This is a genomic window from Nonomuraea sp. NPDC048892, assembly GCF_040649735.1.
GTDB classification, from domain to species: domain Bacteria; phylum Actinomycetota; class Actinomycetes; order Streptosporangiales; family Streptosporangiaceae; genus Nonomuraea; species Nonomuraea maheshkhaliensis.
This window is the reverse complement of record NZ_JBEZFZ010000004.1, coordinates 726,713-746,651: the sequence shown is the minus strand read 5'-3', so window position 1 is coordinate 746,651 and position 19,939 is coordinate 726,713. Positions and strand designations below refer to the sequence as shown.

Sequence of the window (19,939 nt, the reverse complement as noted above, 5' to 3'; positions counted from 1 at the left end):
AGCTCCTGCATGGTGACGACCCTCCGCACCTGCGACCTGACGGATCCGCTCGGCATCGAGCTCACCCGCCCCCCGCTGAGCTGGCAGCTCGCCGGCACCCCCGCGCAGACCGGCTACCACGTGCGGGCCGGCACCTCCCCCGGCGCGGCCGACCTGTGGGACGGCGGCGAGGTGGACTCCCCCGATCAGCGCGTCACCTACGACGGCCGCCCCCTGACCAGCCGCGCCACCGTGCACTGGCAGGTGCGCGTGCGCGACGCGGACGGGACCTGGTCGGGCTGGAGCGAGCCGGCCCGCTTCGAGCTGGGGCTGCTGGAGGAGACCGACTGGAGCGCCGAGTGGATCACCCACCCGGACTGGTACGACGAGCGGAACGACCCGCGGGCCGGAGAAGGGCACCCGCTGCCGCTGCTGGCGGGCGAGTTCACCCTGGCCGGGCCGGTCGAAGGGGCCCGCCTGTACGTGGCGGGCCTGGGCGTCTACGTGGCCTCGGTGAACGGCGCGCCGGTGACGGACGCCGTGCTGGAGCCGCCGTACTCGGACTTCACGAGGCGCGTCGTGTACGCCACCCACGACGTGACGGCGCTGCTGCGCGAGGGCGCGAACGCGATCGGCGTCGCCCTCGGCCCCGGCATCGCGCACGTCTTCCCGCACCAAGACCGCTACATGAAGTTCTACGGCTCCCAGGGCGCGCCCAGGGCCATCGCGCAGCTGGAGGTCCGCTACGCCGACGGGACCTCGGACCGCTTCACCACCGGCGCGGACTGGCGGGCCACGCACGGGCCGGCCACCCGCTCGCACTGGTACGGCGGCGAGGACCACGACGCCCGCCTGGAGCTTCCCGGCTGGGACGCCCCCGGCACGGACCGCTCCGGCTGGCGCCCGGTGACCGTCAGGCCCGAGGGGACCGGCAAGCTGCGCGCCAGAGCCTGCCCGCCGATCAGGATCACCGAGGAGCTGCCCGCCACGGCCAAGCTCGTCGCCACCGACGGCACCCCCGTCTTCGACGTCGGCGCGGTCGTGGCCGGCTGGCCCGGGCTGCGGCTCGACCTCCCGGCCGGCCGGTACCTGCGGCTGCTGCCCGGCGACCAGCTCGACGCGTTCGGCCGCGTGGTGCAGTCGAAGCCCACGACCGGCGCGCCGATCTTCAACACGTACGTCACCAAGGACGGCCCGCAGACCTGGCACCCGAGCTTCCGCTACGACGGCTTCCGCTACGTCGAGGCCCAGGGCCTGCCCGAGCACGTCGGCGCCGAGGCGCTGACCGCGCTGGTGCTGCGCGCGGACAACGAGCACATCGGCACGTTCGAGACCTCCGACCCGCTGCTCGACGACATCCACACGATCATCGACCGCGCGGTGCGCGGCAACATGTACAGCGTCCTGACCGACTGCCCGCACCGGGAGAAGCTGGGCTGGCTGGAGCAGGCCCACCTGCTGTTCGACGTCGTCGCCTACAACTACGACGTGGCCGCCTACTGCCGCGAGCTGCTGGTCACCATCGCCGAGTCCCAGACGGAGGACGGCCTCGTCCCCGACATCGCCCCCGAGTACCTGGTCTTCGACGGCGGCTTCCGCGACGACCCGAACTGGGGCGGCGCGATCGTGCGTATGCCATGGCAGCTCTACCGCCGCTACGGCGACACCACCGCGCTGGTGACGCACTACGACGCGATGCGCCGCTACGTCGGCTACCTGACGAGCCAGGCCGAGGACGGCATCACGAGCCAGGGCCTCGGTGACTGGCTGGCCCCCGACTCCACCACGCCCGTCGCGCTCCCCTCGACCTGGGGCTACTGGCGCGCGGCCGCCACCATGGCCAGGGCCGCCGCCGTCCTGGGCCGCGACGACGACGCCAAGCGTTACACGGCGCTGAGCGAGGACATCGTGGCCGCCTTCGCCCGGCGGTTCGCCGGCTGCCGCACGCAGGCGGCACGGATCCTGACCCTGGACATGGGCCTCACCCCGGACGAACCGGACGCGCTCGACCGGCTGAGCGACGCCGTGCGCGCCGGGGAGATCACGGTCGGCGAGGTGGTGCTGCCCGCGCTGTTCCGGGTGCTCGGCCGGGCCGGGCGGCACGACGCGCTGTGGGCGTGGGCGACCTCCACCAGCCACCCCAGCTACGGCTACCAGGTGCGCCACGGCGCCACCGCCCTGACCGAGGCATGGGACGGCCCCACGTTCGGGCTGTCACAGAACCACTACATGCTGGGCGCCATCGACTCCTGGTTCTACCGGGGGCTCGGCGGCCTCGGCCAGGCCCCGAACTCGAACGGCTTCCGCCGGCTGCTCGTCGCGCCCGCCGCGCCGGGCGACCTGGAGTCGGTGCGGGCGAGCACGAAGACCCCCTACGGGCGGGCCGCGGTGTCGTGGCGGCGCTCCGAGGAGGAGTTCACCCTGGAGGTGGAGGTGCCGCCCGGCTCGTCGGCCGAGGTGCGCCTGCCTGACTCGCTGCGCGGCGACGGCCTCGAACGGCACCGGGCGCCCGCCGAGGCGGTCGCGACCGGCGCCGGGGCCTGGGACGTGCCCGCCGGGCGCTGGACGTTCGAGGCCCGCCGATGAGCGGCTACGACCCGGCCGGGATCAGGACCCCGTACAAGGCGGACCGCCTGCTGGTGGCGCCGTCGGGCGAGCCGGGCACCTTCGACGAGCTCTTCGTGGACTGCCCGTTCGTCTGCTCCGACGGCGGCGAGTACCTGATGACGTACGTCGGCTTCGACGGGACCGGCTACCAGACCGCGCTGAGCCGCTCGCGCGACCTGGAGTCCTGGTCGCCAGGGCGGGTAATCCTCCCCCGCGACCCCGATCACCCCCACCGCCGCTACAACGCCGCGCTGACCTCGATCGTGCGGGACAACCGGCTGCACTCGTCCGGCCAGGTGAGCAGGATCGGCGGGCGGGCGGTCGGCACGTACCACGCCTATCCGGAGCCCGGCATGGAGACGGGCGCCGCGATCATCGGCTTCTGCGTCAGCGACGACCTGCTGAGCTGGACGGACACCGGCTCGGTGCTGCGCCCGCAGGACGGCGGCGCGTGGGAGCTCGGCGGCCTGTACAAGTCGTGGCTGCTGCGCCACGACGGCCTCTACTACTGCTTCTACAACGCCAAAAACCGCACCTACGACGGCTGGCGCGAGCAGATCGGCTACGCCGTCTCCCCCGACCTCGAACGCTGGGACCGGCCGCGGCGCACGCCGGTGATCCCGAACGGCGGCGCGGGCGCGTTCGACGAGCGCTTCGCCTCCGACCCGTGCGTGCTGCGCGACGGCGACTGGTGGGTGATGTTCTACTTCGGGCTCTCCTTCGACGGCCACGCCCGCGAGGGGTACGCGGTCTCGCGCGACCTGCGCACCTGGGAGAAGGGCACGGAGATCCTGGTCGACGTGGGGCCGCCGGGCTCGGCCGACGACACCTACGCGCACAAGCCCGCCGTCGTCGCCCGCGACGGGCGCCTGCACCACTTCTACACGGCGGTGCGGCGGGCCGAGCCGTACCCGGTAGGCGCGCACACGATGACCGAGCGGCGGGGGGTGTCGGTGGCATGGTCGTGAGCAGGCGCGCGGCGCTGAAGACGTTCGCCGGGGCGGCCGGGCTGGCCGCGCTGTCCGGCTGCCGGGTGGTCGAGGGCGGCCCGCCCGCCAACACGCAGGGCCTCAGCAAGAAGCCCGCCCCTGGACGGCGGGTGAACATCACCTTCTACAGCCTGTTCGGCGGCGTGGACGGCCAGGGCTGGGTGGAGCTGGCCAGGCGGTTCGAGTCGGTGCAGGACGAGATCGGGGTCGAGGTGGTGTACGCCCCGCCGACCGGCCAGGGCGAGCAGCAGAAGCTGCTGGTGTCCATCGCCGCCGGCGACCCGCCCGATCTGGCCATGGTCATCCCGTTCCAGGTGCCGCAGTGGGCGGAGCTGGGCATCATGACCGACCTCACCGACCTCGTCCGCTCGGCCGGGCTGGGCGAGCGGGACTTCCTGCCGGCCGTCTGGCAGGGCATGCGCTGGCGGGACCGGGTCTGGCAGCTCCAGTGGGACGTGGACCCGAACTTCCCCTTCTACTGGAACAAGCGGCTGTTCCGCGAGTGCGGCCTCGACCCCGAGCGGCCGCCGCGCACGATCTCCGAGGTGAACGAGTTCTCCCGGCACATCACGCGGGTGGGCCGCGCCGGCGCCGACCGCGCCGGGCTGGTGCCCTGGCAGGTCGCGGGCTTCGCCAACGCCGCCTTCACCTGGGGCTTCGCCTTCGGCGGCGACTTCGTTGACCCGCGGACCGGCCAGGTGACGCCCGACGACGAGCGGGTGGTGGCAGCGGTCGACTGGATGGCCGGGTACGCCCGCTCGCTGGGCGGCGCCGAGCGGCTCAACGTGGCGCCGCCGACCCTGCAGATGAACCCCTTCGGCTACGGCCACATGGGCATGGCCCCGCTCGGGCCGCGCAGCGTGACCCAGATCCTGGAGGCGCGGCCGGACTTCGAGTACGGGTCGACGCTGCTGCCGTACGAGCCGCCAGGCGCCTCCAAGCCGGGCGCGGGCACGTGGATCGGCGGCTGGGGCGCGTTCATCCCGTCGGAGGCGCGGCATCCGGAGGCGGCGTGGGAGTTCCTGCGCTGGTTCTCGGCCACGCCCGAGGGCACGCTGGCCGAGTTCGAGACCGTCAACTACCCGCCCGGCTACCTCGGCTCGCCCGCCATGGAGCAAATGCGGGCCGACCCGATCCTGCGGCCCTCGTACGACGCGATGCTGGCCGCCACCCACATCAAGCCGTCGTTGCCCGAGACCAACTACTTCAGCCAGCAGCTGGAGATCCACGTGGCGCGGGCGGTGTACGGCGAGGTGTCCGCGAAGGAGGCGCTGGGCGTGGTCAAGGAGAACACCCGCCGCGAGGCCGAGCGGTTCAAGAACCAGATGGGACTGTGAGATGCGGAGAAACGTCCTCTGGGGGCTGGTGTTCACCTCGCCGGCGATCATCGGGCTGCTCTGGTTCACCGGCTACCCCGTGCTGGCCTCGCTCTACTACAGCTTCACCTCGTACACGATGGTCAACCCGCCCGAGTGGATCGGCCTGGCCAACTACGCCGACCTGCTGACCGACCAGGTGTGGTGGGAGTCGCTGGGGAACACGCTCTACATCGTGCTCTGGTCGGTCCCGCTCGGGATCGTCGTGGCGCTCGGGCTGGCGCTGCTGCTCAACCTGGGCGTGGGCGGGCGCTCGGTCTACCGCACGGTGTTCTACCTGCCCACGATCGTGCCGGCGGTCGCCTCGGGCGTGCTCTGGATGTACATCTTCGACCCCCAGTACGGCCTGCTCAACGACGCCCTGGCCAAGATCGGCGTCACCGGGCCCGGCTGGCTGTCCGACCCCGCCTGGGCCAAGCCGGCGCTGATCGTGATGAGCGCGTGGGGGGTCGGCAACCTCATGGTCATCCTGCTCGCCGGGCTCCAGGACGTGCCTGTGACGCTGCAGGAGCAGGCCGCCTCCGACGGAGCAGGCCGGCTGTCCAGGTTCCGCCACGTCACGCTGCCGTACGTCAGCCCGCACCTGCTGTTCGCCCTGGTGACCGGGCTGATCGGCGGCTTTCAGTTCTTCACGCCGGTGTTCGTCATGACCGGCGGCACGGGCAGCCCGGCGGGCTCCACGCTGGTGTCGGGCCTGTACCTGTACCAGAACGCTTTCCAGTACTTCAAGGTCGGCTACGCCTCGGCGATCGCCTGGGTGCTCTTCGCGATCGTGGCCGCCATCACCGTCGCCACGTTCCGGCTGGCCGGGCGGCGCGTCTACTACGGAGGCCGATGATGTACCGGCGGCTCATGCGGGCGATGGCCGCGCACGCGGTCCTGATCACGCTCGGCATCGTGTTCCTGCTGCCGTTCGTGTGGATGGTGACGACGTCGCTGAAGACGGTCGACGTGCTGAACACCTTCCCCGTCGTCTGGTTTCCCGACAAGATCACCTTCTCGAACTACGTGGACGGGCTGCAGGTCTTCCCGTTCGCCCGCTACTTCCTCAACACGATGGTCGTGTGCGCGTTCTCGATGCTGGGGGCGGTGCTGTCGAGCTCGTTCATCGCGTACGGGCTGGCCTGCATCGACTGGCCGGGGCGCAACGTCGTCTTCGTGGCGCTGCTGGCCACGATGATGATCCCGTTCTACGTGACGATGGTGCCGCTGTTCTCGCTCTTCCGCGAGATGGGATGGACGAACACCTACCTGCCGCTCATCGTGCCGCACTTCTTCGGCGGGCCGTTCTTCGTCTTCCTGCTGCGCCAGTTCTTCCGCGGCATCCCCCGCGACCTGCTGGACGCCGCCCGCGTGGACGGCGCGGGCGAGCTGCGCATCTACGCGCGCATCGTGCTGCCGCTGGCCAAGCCGGCGCTGGCGGCCGTGGCGCTGTTCCAGTTCCTGGCGGCGTGGGGGGACCTGCTGGGGCCGCTGATCTACCTGTCCGACTCCGACATGTACACGCTGTCGCTCGGGCTGACCTATTACTCCACCCAGTACAGCACCCAGTTCGGGCCGCTGATGGCGGCCAGCACGGTGATCCTCATCCCGGTCATCGTGCTGTTCTTCCTGGCCCAGCGCACCTTCATCCAGGGCATCACGCTCACCGGGGTGAAGGGCTGAACCCCCCATCCAGACGGAGGACCTCGATGGAACAGTCCCGCAGGAGATTCCTGGCCGTGGCCGCAGGCGGCTTACTGGTGACGCCGGCCGTGGCCGGTCGCGCCGAGGCCGGCACGGCGTGGAGCCGGGTGCCGGCGATCAGGCGCCGGATCAGGCCGCCCCGCTTCCCCCGCCGCGTCTTCTCCGTCACCGGCCACGGGGCCGTCGGCGACGGGAGCACCACGTGCACCGAGGCGTTCGCCAGGGCCGTCGCGGCCTGCTCGGCGGCGGGCGGCGGGCGCGTGCTGGTGCCGGCGGGGACGTACCTGACCGGCGCCATCCACCTGGCCGACAACGTGGACCTGCACCTGGAGGCCGGTGCCACCATCCGCTTCAGCCGCGACCCCGCCGACTACCTGCCCGTCGTCGCCACCCGGTACGAGGGCATCGAGCTGATGAACTACTCCCCGTTCATCTACGCCCACGGCCGGACCAACGTGGCCATCACCGGCGAAGGCGTGATCGACGGGCAGGCCGACGCCACGCACTGGTGGGACTGGTCGAGCGACCCCGCCCCGTCGGAGGGTCCCGACAAGAAGCTGCTCGCCCAGCTCGCCGAGGACGGCGTGCCGGTGGCCGAGCGGGTCTTCGGCGAAGGCCACTACCTGCGGCCGAACCTCATCCAGCTCTACCGCTGCCGCAACGTGCTGATCGAGGGGGTGACGGTCAAGGACTCCCCCATGTGGAACATCCATCCGGTCCTGTGCGTCAACGTGACCGTGCGCGGGGTCACCGTGGACAGCCCGAACGGCCCCAACAACGACGGCTGCGACCCCGAGTCGTGCGTGGACGTGCTGATCGAGCAGTGCGAGTTCAACACCGGCGACGACTGCGTGGCCGTCAAGGCCGGCAAGAACGCCGACGGCCGCCGGGTGAACGAGCCGTCCATGAACATCCTGGTGAACTCGTGCGTCATGCGTGACGGCAACGGCGGCGTGACGGTCGGCAGCGAGACGACCGGCGGCGTGCGCTGGGTGTTCGCCTGGAACTGCACGATGAGCAGCGCCCGGCTGGAGCGCGCGATCCGGATCAAGACCAACCCCGAGCGCGGCGGTTACGTCAGGGACCTGTACTTCAGGGACATCACGGTGGGGCAGGCCGCCGACGCGGTGGTGGAGGTGGCGCTGAACTACGAGAACAAGCACACCGGCCCGTACTTCCCCGACGTGGGCGGCATCGACATCCGCCGGCTGCGGGCCGGGCGGGCGCCGCGGGCGTTCACCCTGATCGGCAATCCGGGCAACCCGATCAGGGGCGTGCGGGTGAGCGACAGCGTCTTCGAGGAGATGGCCGAGCCGGACGTGGTGACCGACGTGACCGGCTTGGAGCTGCGGAACGTGCGGGTCAACGGCCGGCGCGTCTAAAAGGCGGCCGTTCAGGGCCGGCCGGCGGGGGTGAGCTCCCTGGGCGGGGTGCTCACGCCTGCCTCGGCCGAGGTCCCCCGGCCGAGCAGCAGCGTGCCCAGCCACACCACCGCCATGCCCACCGCGACCAGGTTCGAGCCCTTGCCGTCCATGAACGTGGCCGCGGCCAGCAGCACCACGCCGCCGGCCGTGACCGCCGCGCTGACCGGCGTCACCCGGCGCAGCACGCCGAGGAGCACCGCCTGGACGAGCAGCGCGGCGTAGAACAGCTGCGCCCCGGGGCCGTACACCAGCGGGTCCACCCCCGGGTAGCCCTGCACCCGCTCCAGCAGCGCCCGCATGGCCTCCCCGTCCGTCGCGGCGAACCCGGCGTACAGGTCGATGCCGAGCTGGACCAGGTTGGCGGCCACGCTGAACAGGGCGAGCCCGGTCAGCGCCGTCACCGCCACCCGCCGCCCGCCCGTCACCGGCCCGGCCAGGCCGCGCATGGCCGCCGTCATCAGGCCGAACATCAGGAACGCCGCCAGCCAGAGCGCGTGCGCGGCCGTCCACCAGGGCCCGGGTTCCAGGTCCCCGTGAATGGGACGCATGAGGAACCAACCGGCCAGCAGGGCAGCGGGTCCGGCGGTGAAGGAGATCTGGGCCAGGCGGTTCGCGGGGTTCATAGCTGCCACGATGCCCCGCGCCGCCCGCCCGGATCATCGGTGATCGTCCCTGATTTACCCCTGGCCCGCACTCAGGGACGGGCTCAGGTGTGCGGGGCCAGAATGTACGGCTCGACGGCTCGACGGCTCAGGTGAAGTAACGCATCCAGACGTACAGCCAGGCCATCAGCGTGCTCAGGATCGTCACCACGATGCCGTACCTGGTGAACTGCCAGAAGGAGATCTTGTGCCCGTTGCGCGCGGCGATCCCGATGGCCACCACGTTGGCGCTGGCCGCGACCGCGGTGCCGTTCCCGCCGAAGTCGGCGCCCAGGGCGAAGGCCCACCACAGCGCCTGCCCGATCTGCGGGTCGGGGGCCGCGGCGACCACGCCCTCGACGATGGGGGCGGTCGTGGCGACGTACGGGATGTTGTCGAAGAAGGCGCCCAGCGCGCTGGAGCCGAACAGCAGCGCCGTGGCGGCGACGAAGTAGTTGTCGCCCAGCGTCTCCACCGCCCACGTGCCGATCGAGGCGATCAGGCCGGTGTGCACGAGGCCCCCGACCATGACGAACAGCCCCATGAAGAAGACCAGCGTGGGCCACTCGACCTCGTCCAGCACGTCGGACACGCCGGCCCGGGAGACCAGCAGCATCACCCCGGCGCCCACCAGCGCCACGATCGACGGCTCGACGTGCAGCACCGCGTGCAGCCCGAACCCGAGCACGACCGCGCCCAGCACCACCAGGCAGCGCACCAGCAGCCGCGGGTCGGTGATCGCCCGCCGCTCCTGCAGCGCCATCACCTCGGCCACGTGCTCGGCGTTGTACTGGAACGAGCTGCGGAACAACCACCGCGTGAGCAGCACGAACACCGCGAAAACGACCACCACGATCGGGGCCATGTGCGCGAGGAAGTCGTTGAAGGTGAGCCCGGCGCGGCTGCCGATGATGATGTTCGGCGGGTCGCCGATGAGCGTGGCCGCGCCGCCGATGTTGGAGGCCAGTACCTCTGCGATCAGGTACGGCTGCGCCGCGATCCGCAGCCGGTTGCACACCACGATGGTGACCGGCGCGACCAGCATGATGGTGGTGACGTTGTCGAGGAAGGGCGAGGCGACGGCGGTGATCGCCATCAGCATGACCATCAGCCGGTACGGCCGCCCTTTCGACCGCTTGGCCGCCCAGATGGCGAGATAGTCGAAGATGCCCGTCTGCTTGATGATCCCGACGATGATCATCATGCCGAGGAGCAGGAAGATGACGTTCCAGTCGATGCCCTCGTGCTCGGAGAAGAACACCTCGGCGCCGGGGATGAGGCCCAGCACGGCCATCAGCCCGGCGGCGATGAGCACCACTTTGACCTTGTTCGCCTTCTCGGTGGCGATGAAGAAGAAGGCCACCAGGAAGATCGCCAGTGCGACGAAGGCGCTCATCCGTCCTGTCCCGGCGGTCCGGCCTGCACGGTGCTCCCGGCGGGACAGAGGTGACGTTCGGGACATGACATCATCGAACGGCACGGACGGGACAGACGGTGCGGCGAGTACGGCGAGCACATGGCAAGGGCCTCCGAGCGGTGAACATGCGGCGACCCGGACGCGGCCGACGGCGCACGCCCGGTCAGGGAAAAGGGGGTCAGTCGTCCGAGCCGGACAGGACCAGGGTGGTCAGCAGCCGCTCCAGGGTGATCGCCCCGGCGAGGACGCCGTCGCGGCCGACGACCGCGACGATCGGGCTGCGCAGGCGGGCCATCAGGGCCGCCACCTCCAGCAGGGTCGCGTCGAGCCGTACCGTCGCGGGCGTGGCGGGCCGGCGCGGCAGGCAGTCGCCCACCGACAGGTCGCCCAGCTCACCCCAGAACAGGTCGGCGTGCGCCTCGTCGATCGTCCGGCAGAGCGCCGGGTCCTCCTGGTACGCCCCCGGCACCGCCAGCCGCAGGACCTGCGTGCCCGGGAGCACGCAGGACGGGCGCCCCTGGTCGTCCACGACGATCAGGCCGGGCATCCGGCCGAGGGCCATGAGCCGCACGGCCTTGGTGACGGGGTCGTGGACGGTCACCGTGGGCAGGTTCACGGCGATATTGCTGGCGTGCATGACATCATCCCGTTCGACGAGTCGACCGGGTGTCCCCGGCGACGTCATGGCGTCGCCCCGGTCAACCGGGCGACGCGGCGTTCCAGGTCGGCCAGCCGGTCGGGCAGGGACCTGCTGTGCAGCAGGTCGGCGATCTGGTCGGCTTCGTCCTGGTCGAGGACGATGGTCTGCACCGGCTCGTCCGCGTCGGCGGAGTCGTAGACGAGGAACCGCCTCCGTCCGCCGCTCTCCACGAGCAGTCCGAAGCGCTGGCCCGCGCGGGTGACGAGGTGGTGCACGATGTCTCTTCCGGGGCCGTTGCCCGGCACGGTCGTGCGAGTGACGTCCATGTCGCTGCCTCCCATCCGGCTCTGCTCCAGTCTTCAGAAAGCGACACTTCGGGACTATTGGGCATGACACCCATCTGTGCAGGGATACAACATGTAGGACGGTCTGCCGGATGAGGGCCAGGCCGGATGGACAACCAGGTCGGACAACGAAGAGGCTGGTGGCATGAACGACCGCGCAGGGGGGCGGCCGGCTGACGTGAGCGGCCCGGGAGCGCCGCGTCCTCCGGCTCAGGCGTTGTTCCGGCGGCTGATGGTGATCAACGGGCTGGTCTTCGCCGTCGGCACATTCGTGCTCGCGATCTCTCCCGCCACCGTGTCCTCACCGGTGCTGCTGGCCGAGGTGCCGGTCCTGCTGGTGGGGCTGGCGGTGATGCTCTTCGCCAACGCGCTCCTGCTGCGCCGCAGCCTGGCCCCGCTGGACGCGCTGACCACGCTCATGCAGCGGGTGGACCTGCTGCGCACCGGCGACCGGCTGGCCGACAGCGGCAACAGCGACCTCACCCATCTCATCGACACGTTCAACGCGATGCTGGACCGGCTGGAGGCCGAGCGCAGCGCGAGCAGCGCGCACGCGCTGGCCGCGCAGGAGGGCGAACGCCAGCGCATCGCCCGCGAGCTGCACGACGAGATCGGCCAGAGCCTGACCGTGGTGCTCCTCGGCCTGAAGCGGGTGGTCGACCGCGCGCCGCCCGATCTGTGCGAGGAGCTGCACGCCGTGCAGGAGACCGTACGCGCCAGCCTCGACGAGGTCCGCCAGGTCGCCCGCCGCCTGCGCCCCGGCGTACTGGAGGACCTCGGCCTGCACGCCGCGCTCAGCGCGCTGGCCGCCGACGTCTCTCGGATGGGCGGCATCCCGGTCACCCGCGCCATCGAGCCCGACCACCCGGCGCTGGGCGCGGACGTCGAGCTGGTCCTCTACCGGATCGCGCAGGAGAGCCTGACCAACATCGCCAGGCACGCCCGCGCCACCCGCGCCGAACTGTCGCTGACGGCCGGGGACGGCTGCCTGGTCCTGCGCATCTCCGACAACGGCCGGGGCGGCGCGCGCGAGGACGGCGCCGGGATCCGGGGCATGCGCGAACGCGCCCTGCTCATCGGCGCCCGGCTGACCGTCGACTCCCCGCCAGGCGAGGGCACCCATGTGCGCCTGGTCATCCCGGATCCCGCGAATCGGAGCACACTCTCGTGAACAAGACCCGGATCCTGCTGGCCGACGACCACGCGCTCGTCCGCCGGGGGCTGCGGCTCATCCTCGACGCCGAGCCCGACCTGGAGGTCGTCGCCGAGGCCGCCGACGGCGCCGAGGCCGTGGCGGCGGCCTCCGAGGAGACGGTGGACCTGGCCATCCTCGACATCGCGATGCCGCGCATGACGGGCCTCCAGGCCGCCAGGGAGATCTCCCGCCGGGCGCCCGGCGTCCGCATCCTGATCCTGTCCATGTACGACAACGAGCAGTACTTCTTCGAGTCGCTCAAGGTCGGCGCCTCCGGCTACGTGCTCAAGTCGGTCGCCGACCAGGACCTGCTGGAGGCGTGCCGGGCCACGATGCGCGGGGAGCCGTTCCTCTACCCGGGCGCGGTGACCGCGCTGATCCGCGACTACCTGCAGCGGGACCGGGAGGGCGACCGCATGCCGGAGAGCATCCTGACACCGCGCGAGGAGGAGATCGTCAAGCTGATCGCGGAGGGCAACTCGGCCAAGGAGATCGCCGAGACGCTGGTGATCAGCGTGAAGACGGTGGACCGGCACCGGGCGAACATCCTCGCGAAGCTCGGCATGCGCGACCGCCTCGACCTGACCCGCTACGCGATCCGGGCCGGCCTCGTCGAACCCTGACGCGTTCCGCCCTCCCCGGCATCCCCTGGCATTCCCGGCGTCCCCGGCATTCCCGGCGGCGGCGCGAACGCCGGGAGGGCCTTGATCCGGTGGCGGACCGCGGTGTTACGTTGAAGAAGGCGTGCACGAACCCCGGTGAAGGATGTGGTCTCCCGTGCTCTACCTCTTCGGATTCGATCGGATCGGCGTGGCCGTGAGCGACATCTACTTCGTCGACCCCGACCCGCTCGCCGGCCAGGAGGGAGCGGAGCGCGGGGTGCGGCTGGAGCTGCGCCGCCTCGACCAGGGCGAGCTCAAGGGCTCGATCTACTCGGCCAGGCCCATCACCGTGGACCGCCCGATCTGGCGGGTCGACCTGCTGGAGTCGGTCTCGGGGACGCCGGGCAGCTTCGACCGCACCCACCACCATCCCGGGGTGGACGGCTGGGAGCCGGGGCGGCGGGTGTTCGACCGGCAACTGTCGCAGGAGCCGCTCAAGTGGCTCGGCGAACGGCTGGCCGACCTGGAGACGGTGCTGGATCAGGCCGGGGTCGAGCCGGACGAGGTCAGCCCGGCCGACGTGACGGGCCTGCGCGAGCGGACGCCGGAGATCGTCGAGACGGTCGCCCGCCTGCTCGACGCCGTACGCGCCGGGCAGGCGGGGCTCCCCGAGGGCGACGGCTCTGGCACCAGCGTGCGGGCCAGCTGGCTGTAGGAGGGTGGTTCGGCGGGCCGCCGGAGAGACGCCGGCGGCCCGCCTGCCGACTCGGCAGCAGGAAGTGAGCCCGTCAGAGGAACTTGTCGGCGGACCTGCACGTCATGAGCGCGTTCACGGCCAGGCCCCCGGTGAGCGGGTTTTCCAGCACTCCACATCCGGCCAGGTAATTGCCTCGCCTGGCAATCGCGCCGAACACCGCTCCGGAGTACAGCTGCCTGCCGGTGGGATTGGAGATCCGTGGCTGGACGCTGCATCTGATGGCGTTGTCGCAGGTCTTCGTGGCGCGCACGCTTCTCAACGGGACACTGTGACGGGTGACGTCCGCCACGACGATGATGCGGCTCTGTACCCGGTCGCAGACGATGACGTACGAGGCCACGACGGCGGAGCCGCTCGTGTAGATGCTGGAGACGTTTCCGCGGCAGTTGTCACGGTTGGCGGCCTGCGCCGGCATCGCTCCGACGAACATGGAGCCCACGGCGACCGCCGACACGAGGGCGACTCTCGTCAGCTTGTTCATGAAACCCCTTCGCGAGTGATCGTGCGGGGAGTCCGATCACAGCGTCAGGTCTGGAACTGGAACGATCCGCGCAGGATGGTGCCGCGACCGCTCCAGAAGCTCTCGTAGTCGGCCCGGTAGGTGACGTTGTCGAACGCGGAGACCTGCTTGCAGGTGGCGCCCGGGTGCTTGACGTTGTCGTCCCTGATGACGATGGGCGTTCCGATCACTCCCGGGCGGCTGAGTGACACCTCCACCCAGGCCGTCCCGGTGGTGTTGTCCGCAAGGACGCACAGCTCGTTGGTGGTGTCGTTGTAACGGACGATCCCGTCCCCGACGTCGCGCTGGAAGCTCGCCGCCAGGGCCGGTTGAGCCAGAATGACGCTCGCCGCCGCGACAGCGGCGCCGACGATGACTGACTTGAGGTATTTCATCGTGCCTCCTTCTCCCGGACGGAGATCACTCCTCCGCAATGCCGGAGATAGGGCCTCCGGCAGAAGAGATCCCTGGCCCAGGTCACTGGCGTGATCGTCGCACGCACCGGCATCAGCCTGGAATACGACGGGAATACGCCCGAGCGCCGCCCGGTGGGTCAGGAGTGGTCGCCGGCGGTGGGGCGGCGGTGGAGGAGGCCGAACTTGGCCCACATCGCCTCGGCCGCCTCGATCGAGGCTCCCGTACGCGCCGGATCCACGGCGGCGAGCTGGGTGACCAGGGCCTGCGCGACGGCGATGCCGGCGGTGAGCGAGGGGAAGAACGCCTCGCCCTCCGCCGGCACGATCACCACCTGCTCGGCCGCGCTGGCCAGGGCCGGACTGGCCGCGTCGGTCAGGGCGAACACCCGCACCCCGCGCGAGCGGGCCTCGTTGGCGGCCAGCACCGTGCTCTGGTACAGGCGCCAGAAGCTGATCGCGATCAGGACGTCGCCTTCGCCGATCGCGGCCATCGCGTTGGCCAGCTCCGCGTCGCCCGCCGTCACCGCGCGCACCGGATAGCCGGCCAGCCGGGCGTTGTGCGCGAGCGCCAGCCCGACGGCGGCGTAGCTGCCGTCGGCGACGATCACCGTGTGCCGCGCCGCCGCCATCGCCTCGGCGATCGTGAGCAGCACGCTCTCGTCCAGGCGCCGGTTGAGCAGCGCCAGGCTGTCGAGGTCGCGACGCAGCGAGCGGGAGCTGGGCGAGCCGGTGCCCCGGTGCTCGGCGGCCACCTGGCCGGCGCTGAGCGAGGACAGGTAGCGGGCGCGCAGCTCCTGCTGGAGCGCCGGCCAGCCGGCGAAGCCGAGCGCCTGCGCGGTGCGGGTGACGGTGGCGACGTTGACGCCGGCGATCTGGGCCAGCTCCCCCGCCGAGCCGAACGAGGCACGGCGCGGCTGCGACAGCAGGACTTCGAGCACGGCGGCCGCCTTGCCGCGCAGCCCGCGCACCGGCAGCCGCTCCCGCAGCCAGTCCTCGTAACTGTCCGCACTGCTGGCCGCACTACTGGCCGCACTACTGGCCGCACTACTGGCCGCACTACTGGCCGCACTACTGGCCGCACTACTGGCCGCACTACTGGCCGCACTGCCCAGCACCTCCGACCCGGCCGCGTCAGCGCGAGCCGCGTCGTCAGCGCTGGTCGCGGCGCCGGGCGCGTCGTTCGCGCTGGTCGCGGTGCCTGTGGCGCCCTCTGTCACCTGTCCCCTTTCGCCCTTCCTCCAGGGCCCGGATCCGAGCGTGAGCGCGTCCCCTGGCCCGGAACATGCTACGCGGTGGCAATAATCCAAACTTGCAAAGACCATTGCAATTTTAGCTATTCGCACTATATGTTGCTTCGAATTCGACCTACAGGGCCAGGACCTGGGGAAAGGTGTGTCAGATGACCTTGTTGGCCCGGCTGGACCGGCTCCCCCTGAGCCGTCCGCACTATCTCCTCCTCCTGATCGGCGGCCTCGGCTACACCTTCGACGGCATGGACTCCGCCGTCGTCGCCTTCCTGCTGCCGAGCGCCCAGGAGGCATGGGACCTGTCCAACGGCCAGCTCGGCTTCATCGGGTCGGCGACGCCGTTCGGGTTCCTGTTCGGCGCGACCGTGGCGGGCCTGCTCGGCGACCGCATCGGCCGCAAGAAGGTGATGATGTACGCGCTCGCCTTCTACGCCGTCTTCTCCGTCGTCGCCGCGTTCGCCCCCAACTACGAGATCTTCCTCGGCTCCCGCGTGCTGGCCGGAGCCGGCGCCGGGGCGGAGAGCGCGATCATCGCGCCGTTCCTGTCGGAGTTCGTGCCCGCCAACCGGCGCGGCTGGTTCATCGGCGCGCTGGCCGGCTTCTTCTCGTTCGGGTTCGTGATGGCGGCGCTGATCGGGCGGTTCGTGGTGCCGACGTTCGACGACGGCTGGCGGATCGCGCAGGCGATCACCGCACTGCCGATCGTCATGCTGCTGTGGTGGCGCCGCTCGCTGCCGGAATCGCCCCGCTTCCTGCTCCAGCAGGGCCGTACGGACGAGGCCGAGGCGGTGGTGGCCGACCTGGAGCGCCGCGTCGAACAGGCCACCGGCGCGCCGCTGCCACCGGTGCCCGAGAGCGCCGTCGCACCCGTGACGCACACGCCGAAGGTGAACCTGCTCAACGCGCTGAAGTTCCTGTGGAGCCCGGCCATGGCCAGACGCACGGCGGTGATCTGGCTGGTGTGGTTCGTGATCACGTTCTCGTACTACGGGTTCTTCTCCTGGATCCCCACCCTCCTCGTGCAGCGCGGCATCACCGTCACCAAAAGCTTCGAGTTCTCGATCATCATCTATCTGGCGCAGATCCCCGGCTACTTCTCCGCCGCCTGGCTCTCCGAGCGGCTGGACCGCAAGAACACGATCGCGATCTACCTCGGCGGCTCGGCGGTCAGCGCGTTCTGGCTGTCGCAGATGGACTCGCCCGTCGCCATCACGGTCGCGGGCGCGGTGCTGTCGTTCTTCCTGAACGGCACGTACGCCGGCGTCTACTCCTACACCCCCGAGGTCTTCCCCACCTGGATCCGGGCGACCGGCTCCGGCCTGTCGAGCGCGTTCGGGCGGGTCGGCAGCATCCTGGCACCGACGATCATCGGACTGTCGGCCGCCAGCCTCGGCTTCGCCGGCGTGTTCGGGCTGACCACGGCCGTGCTGGTGGCCGGGGTGGTGTGCGTGGTCGTGTTCGGCCTGGCCACGGCCGGGCGTTCACTGGAAGAGCTGACGGAGTCCACCGCCGAGGAGGCGACGAAGTGATCGACGACCTGAACGAGCTTGAGCAGACGGTGCGCAGGGAGGTGGGCGTGCGGCTGTTCACCGTGCTGGCCTGGGTGCCGGAGCGGCGGGCGCTGCGCCGCGTGCACAGCAGTCACCCCGTGGAGTACCCGGTGGGCGGCGAGAAGACCGTCGAGGTCGCCCAGGGCTGGCTGGCCACCTGCATCGAGCGGCGTGAGCCGTACTTCGGCCGTGACCGCGCCGCCGTACGGGAGATCTTCGCCGACCACGAGCTGATCGAGAGCCTGGGCTGCGGTTCGATCGTCAACGTGCCCGTGATCGGGACGGACGGCGAGGTGCTCGGCGTGCTCAACATCCTCGACGCCGAGGGCAGCTACGACGACGACTCCGTGGCCGCCGCCCAGGCCATCGCCGCGAAGGCCGCTCCCGCGCTGTCCGGAGGTGCCGCATGAGCCTGCTGCTGCGTAACGCGCTGCTGCTCGACATCACGACCGGCGAGTACGCCGAGGGCGACCTGCGCTGCGCGGACGGCCGCGTCGCCGAGACGGGACGCGGGCTGCGCGCCCCCGACGGCACGCGGGTGATCGACCTCGCGGGCGCCCACGTCGTGCCCGGCCTGATCGACGCGCACGTGCACGTCACCGCCTCGACCGCGAACCTGGGCCTGCTCGGCTCCATGTCGCCCTCGTACGTGGCCGCCCACAGCGCCCGCATCATGGCCGGCATGCTCGATCGCGGTTTCACCACGGTCCGCGACTGCTCGGGCGCCGACTTCGGGCTCGCCGACGCCCAGGCGGAGGGCCTGATCCGGGGCCCGCGACTGCTGTTCTGCGGCAAGGGGCTGAGCCAGACCGGCGGCCACGCCGACCTTCGCGGCAGGGGCGAGCACCTGACCGACGACCACCCGTGCTGCGCGGGCGTCGGGCGGATCGCCGACGGGGTGGACGCGGTGCGCGTCGCCGCCCGTGACGAGCTGCGCAAGGGCGCGGACCACATCAAGGTGATGGCCTCCGGCGGCGTCGCCTCGCCGACCGACCGGGTCGACTCGACCCAGTACTCGATGGACGAGCTGCGCGCCGCCGTCGAGGAGGCCGAGGCCGCCAACCGGTACGTCGCCGCCCACGCCTACACCGCCCGCGCCGTCAACCGGGCCCTCGAAGCCGGGGTGCGCTCCATCGAGCACGGCAACCTCATCGACGACTCCAGCGTCGAGCTGTTCCGGCGGCACGAGGCTTACCTGGTGCCGACCTTGGTGACGTACTGGGCGCTCAAGCAGGAAGGGCGCGAGTTCGGGCTGTCCGAGAGCAGCTGGCGCAAGGTGGACGACGTGCTGGAGGCGGGCCTGGTCGCGCTGGAGCGGGCGGCGCGCGGGGGTGTGCGGCTGGCGTACGGGACGGACCTGCTCGGCGGCATGCACCGGCACCAGAGCCACGAGTTCCGGCTGCGGGCCGAGGTGCAGCGGCCGATCGACGTGCTGCGCTCGGCCACGACCGGCGCTGCGGAGCTGGCCGGGCGGCCGGGCGAGCTCGGCACGCTGGCCGTGGGGGCGCACGCCGACCTGCTCGTGCTCGACGGGGATCCGCTGGCGGACATCGGCGTCCTCGCCGACCCGGCCAAGCACCTGCGCCACGTCGTCCAGGCAGGCGCCGTCGTCTCCTAGGTCGTGATCGCCGTCGGACGTGTCCTTCCGTGGGTGATCGTCGTCGGACTCGTCTCGGGCGGGTTCCTGGCGGTGTGCGTACCGTGGTTGTCGTGACTACGCTGACGCGCACCGCCCTGGTGGTCGTGGTCGTGCTGCTCCTGCTGCTCGGCCTGCTGTGGGTGTTCCAGCGGCGGCTCATCTACCTGCCCGACCGGGGCCCGGTGCCGCCGGCCGCCGAGGTGATCCCGGGGGCGCGCGACGTCTCGTTCACCACCCGTGACGGGCTGCGGCTCGCCGCTTGGCACGTGCCCGGTGACCGCGACGTGACCGTGCTGGTCACCGGCGGCAACGCGGGCAACCGGCTGCACCGCGCGCCCCTGGCCAGGGCGCTGGCCGCGTACGGGCTGCCGGTCCTGCTGATGGACTACCGCGGCTACGGCGGCAACCCGGGCAGCCCGACGGAGGAGGGCCTGTTCCTCGACGCCCTGGCCGCGCGCGACCTCGTCCGTACCTCGCGGGTGATCTACTTCGGCGAGAGCCTGGGCGCGGCGGTCGCGACCAGGCTCGCGCTGGAGCGGCCGCCGGACGGGCTGGTGCTGCGCTCGCCGTTCACCGACCTGGCCGCCGCCGGCCAGGCCAACTACCCGTTCCTCCCGGTACGCGCCCTGCTGCGCGACCGCTTCCCCGTCGCACGCGACATCGGCCGGGTACGCGCCCCCGTCGTCGTCGTGTACGGCACCCGCGACACGATCGTCCCCCCGAGCCTGAGCCGGGCGGTCGCCGAGGCGGCGGACGCGACGACGACCGTGGAGGTGGCGGGGGCCGGGCACAACGACCTGGTCATGCTGGACGGCCCCGGCCTCGTCAACGCGGTGACCGACCTGGCCGAACGCGTCCGGTGAGCGCCGTGCGCACGGGCGGCCCGGTCGGGGACGTCCACGCGGCAGCGAGGTCAGGCAAGCTCCGTGGC

The 19,939-nt window shown here is 71.4% G+C and carries 20 protein-coding genes; 13 read left to right on the top strand and 7 right to left on the bottom strand.

Annotated elements, in window-relative coordinates; genetic code table 11:
* The first annotated feature begins 9 nt into the window (after window positions 1-9).
* Genes AB0C28_RS17100 through AB0C28_RS17075 form a run of 6 tightly spaced genes read left to right on the top strand, consistent with a single transcriptional unit; the run spans window position 10 to window position 8,019 of the window.
* A complete protein-coding gene (locus AB0C28_RS17100) occupies window positions 10-2,565 on the top strand; it encodes a family 78 glycoside hydrolase catalytic domain (RefSeq protein WP_358075351.1) in 2,556 nt (851 codons plus the stop codon).
* Complete coding sequence (locus AB0C28_RS17095; protein ID WP_358075349.1) at window positions 2,562-3,554, top strand: hypothetical protein; 993 nt, start codon at window positions 2,562-2,564, stop codon at window positions 3,552-3,554. The genes AB0C28_RS17100 and AB0C28_RS17095 overlap by 4 nt, the downstream gene beginning before the upstream one ends.
* On the top strand, window positions 3,545-4,912 hold the full coding sequence (locus tag AB0C28_RS17090) for an ABC transporter substrate-binding protein (RefSeq protein ID WP_358075346.1): 1,368 nt from the start codon (window positions 3,545-3,547) through the stop codon (window positions 4,910-4,912). Before AB0C28_RS17095 ends, AB0C28_RS17090 begins: the two co-directional genes overlap by 10 nt.
* 1 nt (window position 4,913) lies before the next feature.
* On the top strand, window positions 4,914-5,789 hold the full coding sequence (locus AB0C28_RS17085) for a sugar ABC transporter permease (protein ID WP_357836309.1): 876 nt from the start codon (window positions 4,914-4,916) through the stop codon (window positions 5,787-5,789).
* Window positions 5,786-6,616, top strand: coding sequence for a carbohydrate ABC transporter permease (locus tag AB0C28_RS17080; RefSeq protein WP_357836312.1), 831 nt, complete (start codon window positions 5,786-5,788; stop codon window positions 6,614-6,616). Before AB0C28_RS17085 ends, AB0C28_RS17080 begins: the two co-directional genes overlap by 4 nt.
* 26 nt (window positions 6,617-6,642) lie before the next feature.
* Window positions 6,643-8,019: a glycoside hydrolase family 28 protein gene (locus AB0C28_RS17075; RefSeq protein ID WP_358075343.1), complete on the top strand. Its 1,377-nt coding sequence runs from the start codon at window positions 6,643-6,645 to the stop codon at window positions 8,017-8,019.
* A gap of 11 nt (window positions 8,020-8,030) precedes the next feature.
* On the opposite strand, the gene AB0C28_RS17070 is transcribed toward AB0C28_RS17075, so the two are convergent.
* From AB0C28_RS17070 to AB0C28_RS17055, 4 genes are all read right to left on the bottom strand, one after another.
* Window positions 8,031-8,684: a hypothetical protein gene (locus AB0C28_RS17070; RefSeq protein WP_357836318.1), complete on the bottom strand. Its 654-nt coding sequence runs from the start codon at window positions 8,682-8,684 to the stop codon at window positions 8,031-8,033.
* 127 nt (window positions 8,685-8,811) lie between these two features.
* The gene (locus tag AB0C28_RS17065; protein WP_357836321.1) at window positions 8,812-10,098 is read right to left on the bottom strand and encodes an ArsB/NhaD family transporter; all 1,287 of its coding nucleotides are present in this window, start codon (window positions 10,096-10,098) and stop codon (window positions 8,812-8,814) included.
* Window positions 10,099-10,297: 199 nt separating this feature from the next.
* The gene (locus AB0C28_RS17060) at window positions 10,298-10,756 is read right to left on the bottom strand and encodes a CBS domain-containing protein (RefSeq protein WP_357836324.1); all 459 of its coding nucleotides are present in this window, start codon (window positions 10,754-10,756) and stop codon (window positions 10,298-10,300) included.
* 44 nt (window positions 10,757-10,800) lie between these two features.
* Complete coding sequence (locus tag AB0C28_RS17055) at window positions 10,801-11,085, bottom strand: hypothetical protein (RefSeq protein WP_357836327.1); 285 nt, start codon at window positions 11,083-11,085, stop codon at window positions 10,801-10,803.
* A 163-nt stretch (window positions 11,086-11,248) separates the two neighbouring features.
* On the opposite strand from AB0C28_RS17055, the gene AB0C28_RS17050 reads away from it, so the two are divergent.
* From AB0C28_RS17050 to AB0C28_RS17040, 3 genes are all read left to right on the top strand, one after another.
* Window positions 11,249-12,274, top strand: coding sequence for a sensor histidine kinase (locus AB0C28_RS17050; RefSeq protein WP_358075340.1), 1,026 nt, complete (start codon window positions 11,249-11,251; stop codon window positions 12,272-12,274).
* On the top strand, window positions 12,271-12,921 hold the full coding sequence (locus tag AB0C28_RS17045) for a response regulator transcription factor (protein WP_346109450.1): 651 nt from the start codon (window positions 12,271-12,273) through the stop codon (window positions 12,919-12,921). The genes AB0C28_RS17050 and AB0C28_RS17045 overlap by 4 nt, the downstream gene beginning before the upstream one ends.
* Window positions 12,922-13,075: 154 nt before the next feature.
* Window positions 13,076-13,615 (top strand): hypothetical protein, encoded by a 540-nt coding sequence (locus AB0C28_RS17040; protein ID WP_357836334.1) that lies wholly within the window; start codon window positions 13,076-13,078, stop codon window positions 13,613-13,615.
* A gap of 73 nt (window positions 13,616-13,688) precedes the next feature.
* Here the strand turns inward: AB0C28_RS17040 and AB0C28_RS17035 are convergent, their stop codons facing one another.
* The 3 genes from AB0C28_RS17035 to AB0C28_RS17025 all read right to left on the bottom strand — a co-directional run bounded on the left by AB0C28_RS17035 (window position 13,689) and on the right by AB0C28_RS17025 (window position 15,789).
* Window positions 13,689-14,138: a hypothetical protein gene (locus tag AB0C28_RS17035; RefSeq protein ID WP_357836337.1), complete on the bottom strand. Its 450-nt coding sequence runs from the start codon at window positions 14,136-14,138 to the stop codon at window positions 13,689-13,691.
* Between the two features lie 44 nt (window positions 14,139-14,182).
* Entirely contained in the window at window positions 14,183-14,551 is a 369-nt protein-coding gene (locus AB0C28_RS17030; protein WP_357836340.1) for a hypothetical protein, read from the bottom strand.
* Between the two features lie 158 nt (window positions 14,552-14,709).
* On the bottom strand, window positions 14,710-15,789 hold the full coding sequence (locus tag AB0C28_RS17025) for a MurR/RpiR family transcriptional regulator (protein ID WP_358075337.1): 1,080 nt from the start codon (window positions 15,787-15,789) through the stop codon (window positions 14,710-14,712).
* 182 nt (window positions 15,790-15,971) lie between these two features.
* On the opposite strand from AB0C28_RS17025, the gene AB0C28_RS17020 reads away from it, so the two are divergent.
* The 4 genes from AB0C28_RS17020 to AB0C28_RS17005 all read left to right on the top strand — a co-directional run bounded on the left by AB0C28_RS17020 (window position 15,972) and on the right by AB0C28_RS17005 (window position 19,871).
* Window positions 15,972-17,348, top strand: a complete 1,377-nt coding sequence (locus AB0C28_RS17020) for an MFS transporter (RefSeq protein WP_358075334.1) — start codon at window positions 15,972-15,974, stop codon at window positions 17,346-17,348.
* Window positions 17,345-17,779 (top strand): GAF domain-containing protein, encoded by a 435-nt coding sequence (locus tag AB0C28_RS17015; protein ID WP_357836349.1) that lies wholly within the window; start codon window positions 17,345-17,347, stop codon window positions 17,777-17,779. Before AB0C28_RS17020 ends, AB0C28_RS17015 begins: the two co-directional genes overlap by 4 nt.
* Complete coding sequence (locus AB0C28_RS17010; RefSeq protein WP_358075330.1) at window positions 17,776-18,987, top strand: amidohydrolase family protein; 1,212 nt, start codon at window positions 17,776-17,778, stop codon at window positions 18,985-18,987. Before AB0C28_RS17015 ends, AB0C28_RS17010 begins: the two co-directional genes overlap by 4 nt.
* 92 nt (window positions 18,988-19,079) lie before the next feature.
* Window positions 19,080-19,871 (top strand): alpha/beta hydrolase, encoded by a 792-nt coding sequence (locus AB0C28_RS17005; protein WP_358075327.1) that lies wholly within the window; start codon window positions 19,080-19,082, stop codon window positions 19,869-19,871.
* Window positions 19,872-19,939 lie beyond the last annotated feature (68 nt).

What these genes read in the sequence shown, in the direction of transcription:
- AB0C28_RS17100 (WP_358075351.1), top strand. Translation starts at nt 10, where the DNA reads ATGGTGACGACCCTCCGCACCTGCGACCTGACGGATCCGCTCGGCATC.
- AB0C28_RS17095 (WP_358075349.1), top strand. Translation starts at nt 2,562, where the DNA reads ATGAGCGGCTACGACCCGGCCGGGATCAGGACCCCGTACAAGGCGGAC.
- AB0C28_RS17090 (WP_358075346.1), top strand. Translation starts at nt 3,545, where the DNA reads ATGGTCGTGAGCAGGCGCGCGGCGCTGAAGACGTTCGCCGGGGCGGCC.
- AB0C28_RS17085 (WP_357836309.1), top strand. Translation starts at nt 4,914, where the DNA reads ATGCGGAGAAACGTCCTCTGGGGGCTGGTGTTCACCTCGCCGGCGATC.
- AB0C28_RS17080 (WP_357836312.1), top strand. Translation starts at nt 5,786, where the DNA reads ATGATGTACCGGCGGCTCATGCGGGCGATGGCCGCGCACGCGGTCCTG.
- AB0C28_RS17075 (WP_358075343.1), top strand. Translation starts at nt 6,643, where the DNA reads ATGGAACAGTCCCGCAGGAGATTCCTGGCCGTGGCCGCAGGCGGCTTA.
- AB0C28_RS17070 (WP_357836318.1), bottom strand. Translation starts at nt 8,684, where the DNA reads ATGAACCCCGCGAACCGCCTGGCCCAGATCTCCTTCACCGCCGGACCC.
- AB0C28_RS17065 (WP_357836321.1), bottom strand. Translation starts at nt 10,098, where the DNA reads ATGAGCGCCTTCGTCGCACTGGCGATCTTCCTGGTGGCCTTCTTCTTC.
- AB0C28_RS17060 (WP_357836324.1), bottom strand. Translation starts at nt 10,756, where the DNA reads ATGCACGCCAGCAATATCGCCGTGAACCTGCCCACGGTGACCGTCCAC.
- AB0C28_RS17055 (WP_357836327.1), bottom strand. Translation starts at nt 11,085, where the DNA reads ATGGACGTCACTCGCACGACCGTGCCGGGCAACGGCCCCGGAAGAGAC.
- AB0C28_RS17050 (WP_358075340.1), top strand. Translation starts at nt 11,249, where the DNA reads ATGAACGACCGCGCAGGGGGGCGGCCGGCTGACGTGAGCGGCCCGGGA.
- AB0C28_RS17035 (WP_357836337.1), bottom strand. Translation starts at nt 14,138, where the DNA reads ATGAACAAGCTGACGAGAGTCGCCCTCGTGTCGGCGGTCGCCGTGGGC.
- AB0C28_RS17030 (WP_357836340.1), bottom strand. Translation starts at nt 14,551, where the DNA reads ATGAAATACCTCAAGTCAGTCATCGTCGGCGCCGCTGTCGCGGCGGCG.
- AB0C28_RS17020 (WP_358075334.1), top strand. Translation starts at nt 15,972, where the DNA reads ATGACCTTGTTGGCCCGGCTGGACCGGCTCCCCCTGAGCCGTCCGCAC.
- AB0C28_RS17010 (WP_358075330.1), top strand. Translation starts at nt 17,776, where the DNA reads ATGAGCCTGCTGCTGCGTAACGCGCTGCTGCTCGACATCACGACCGGC.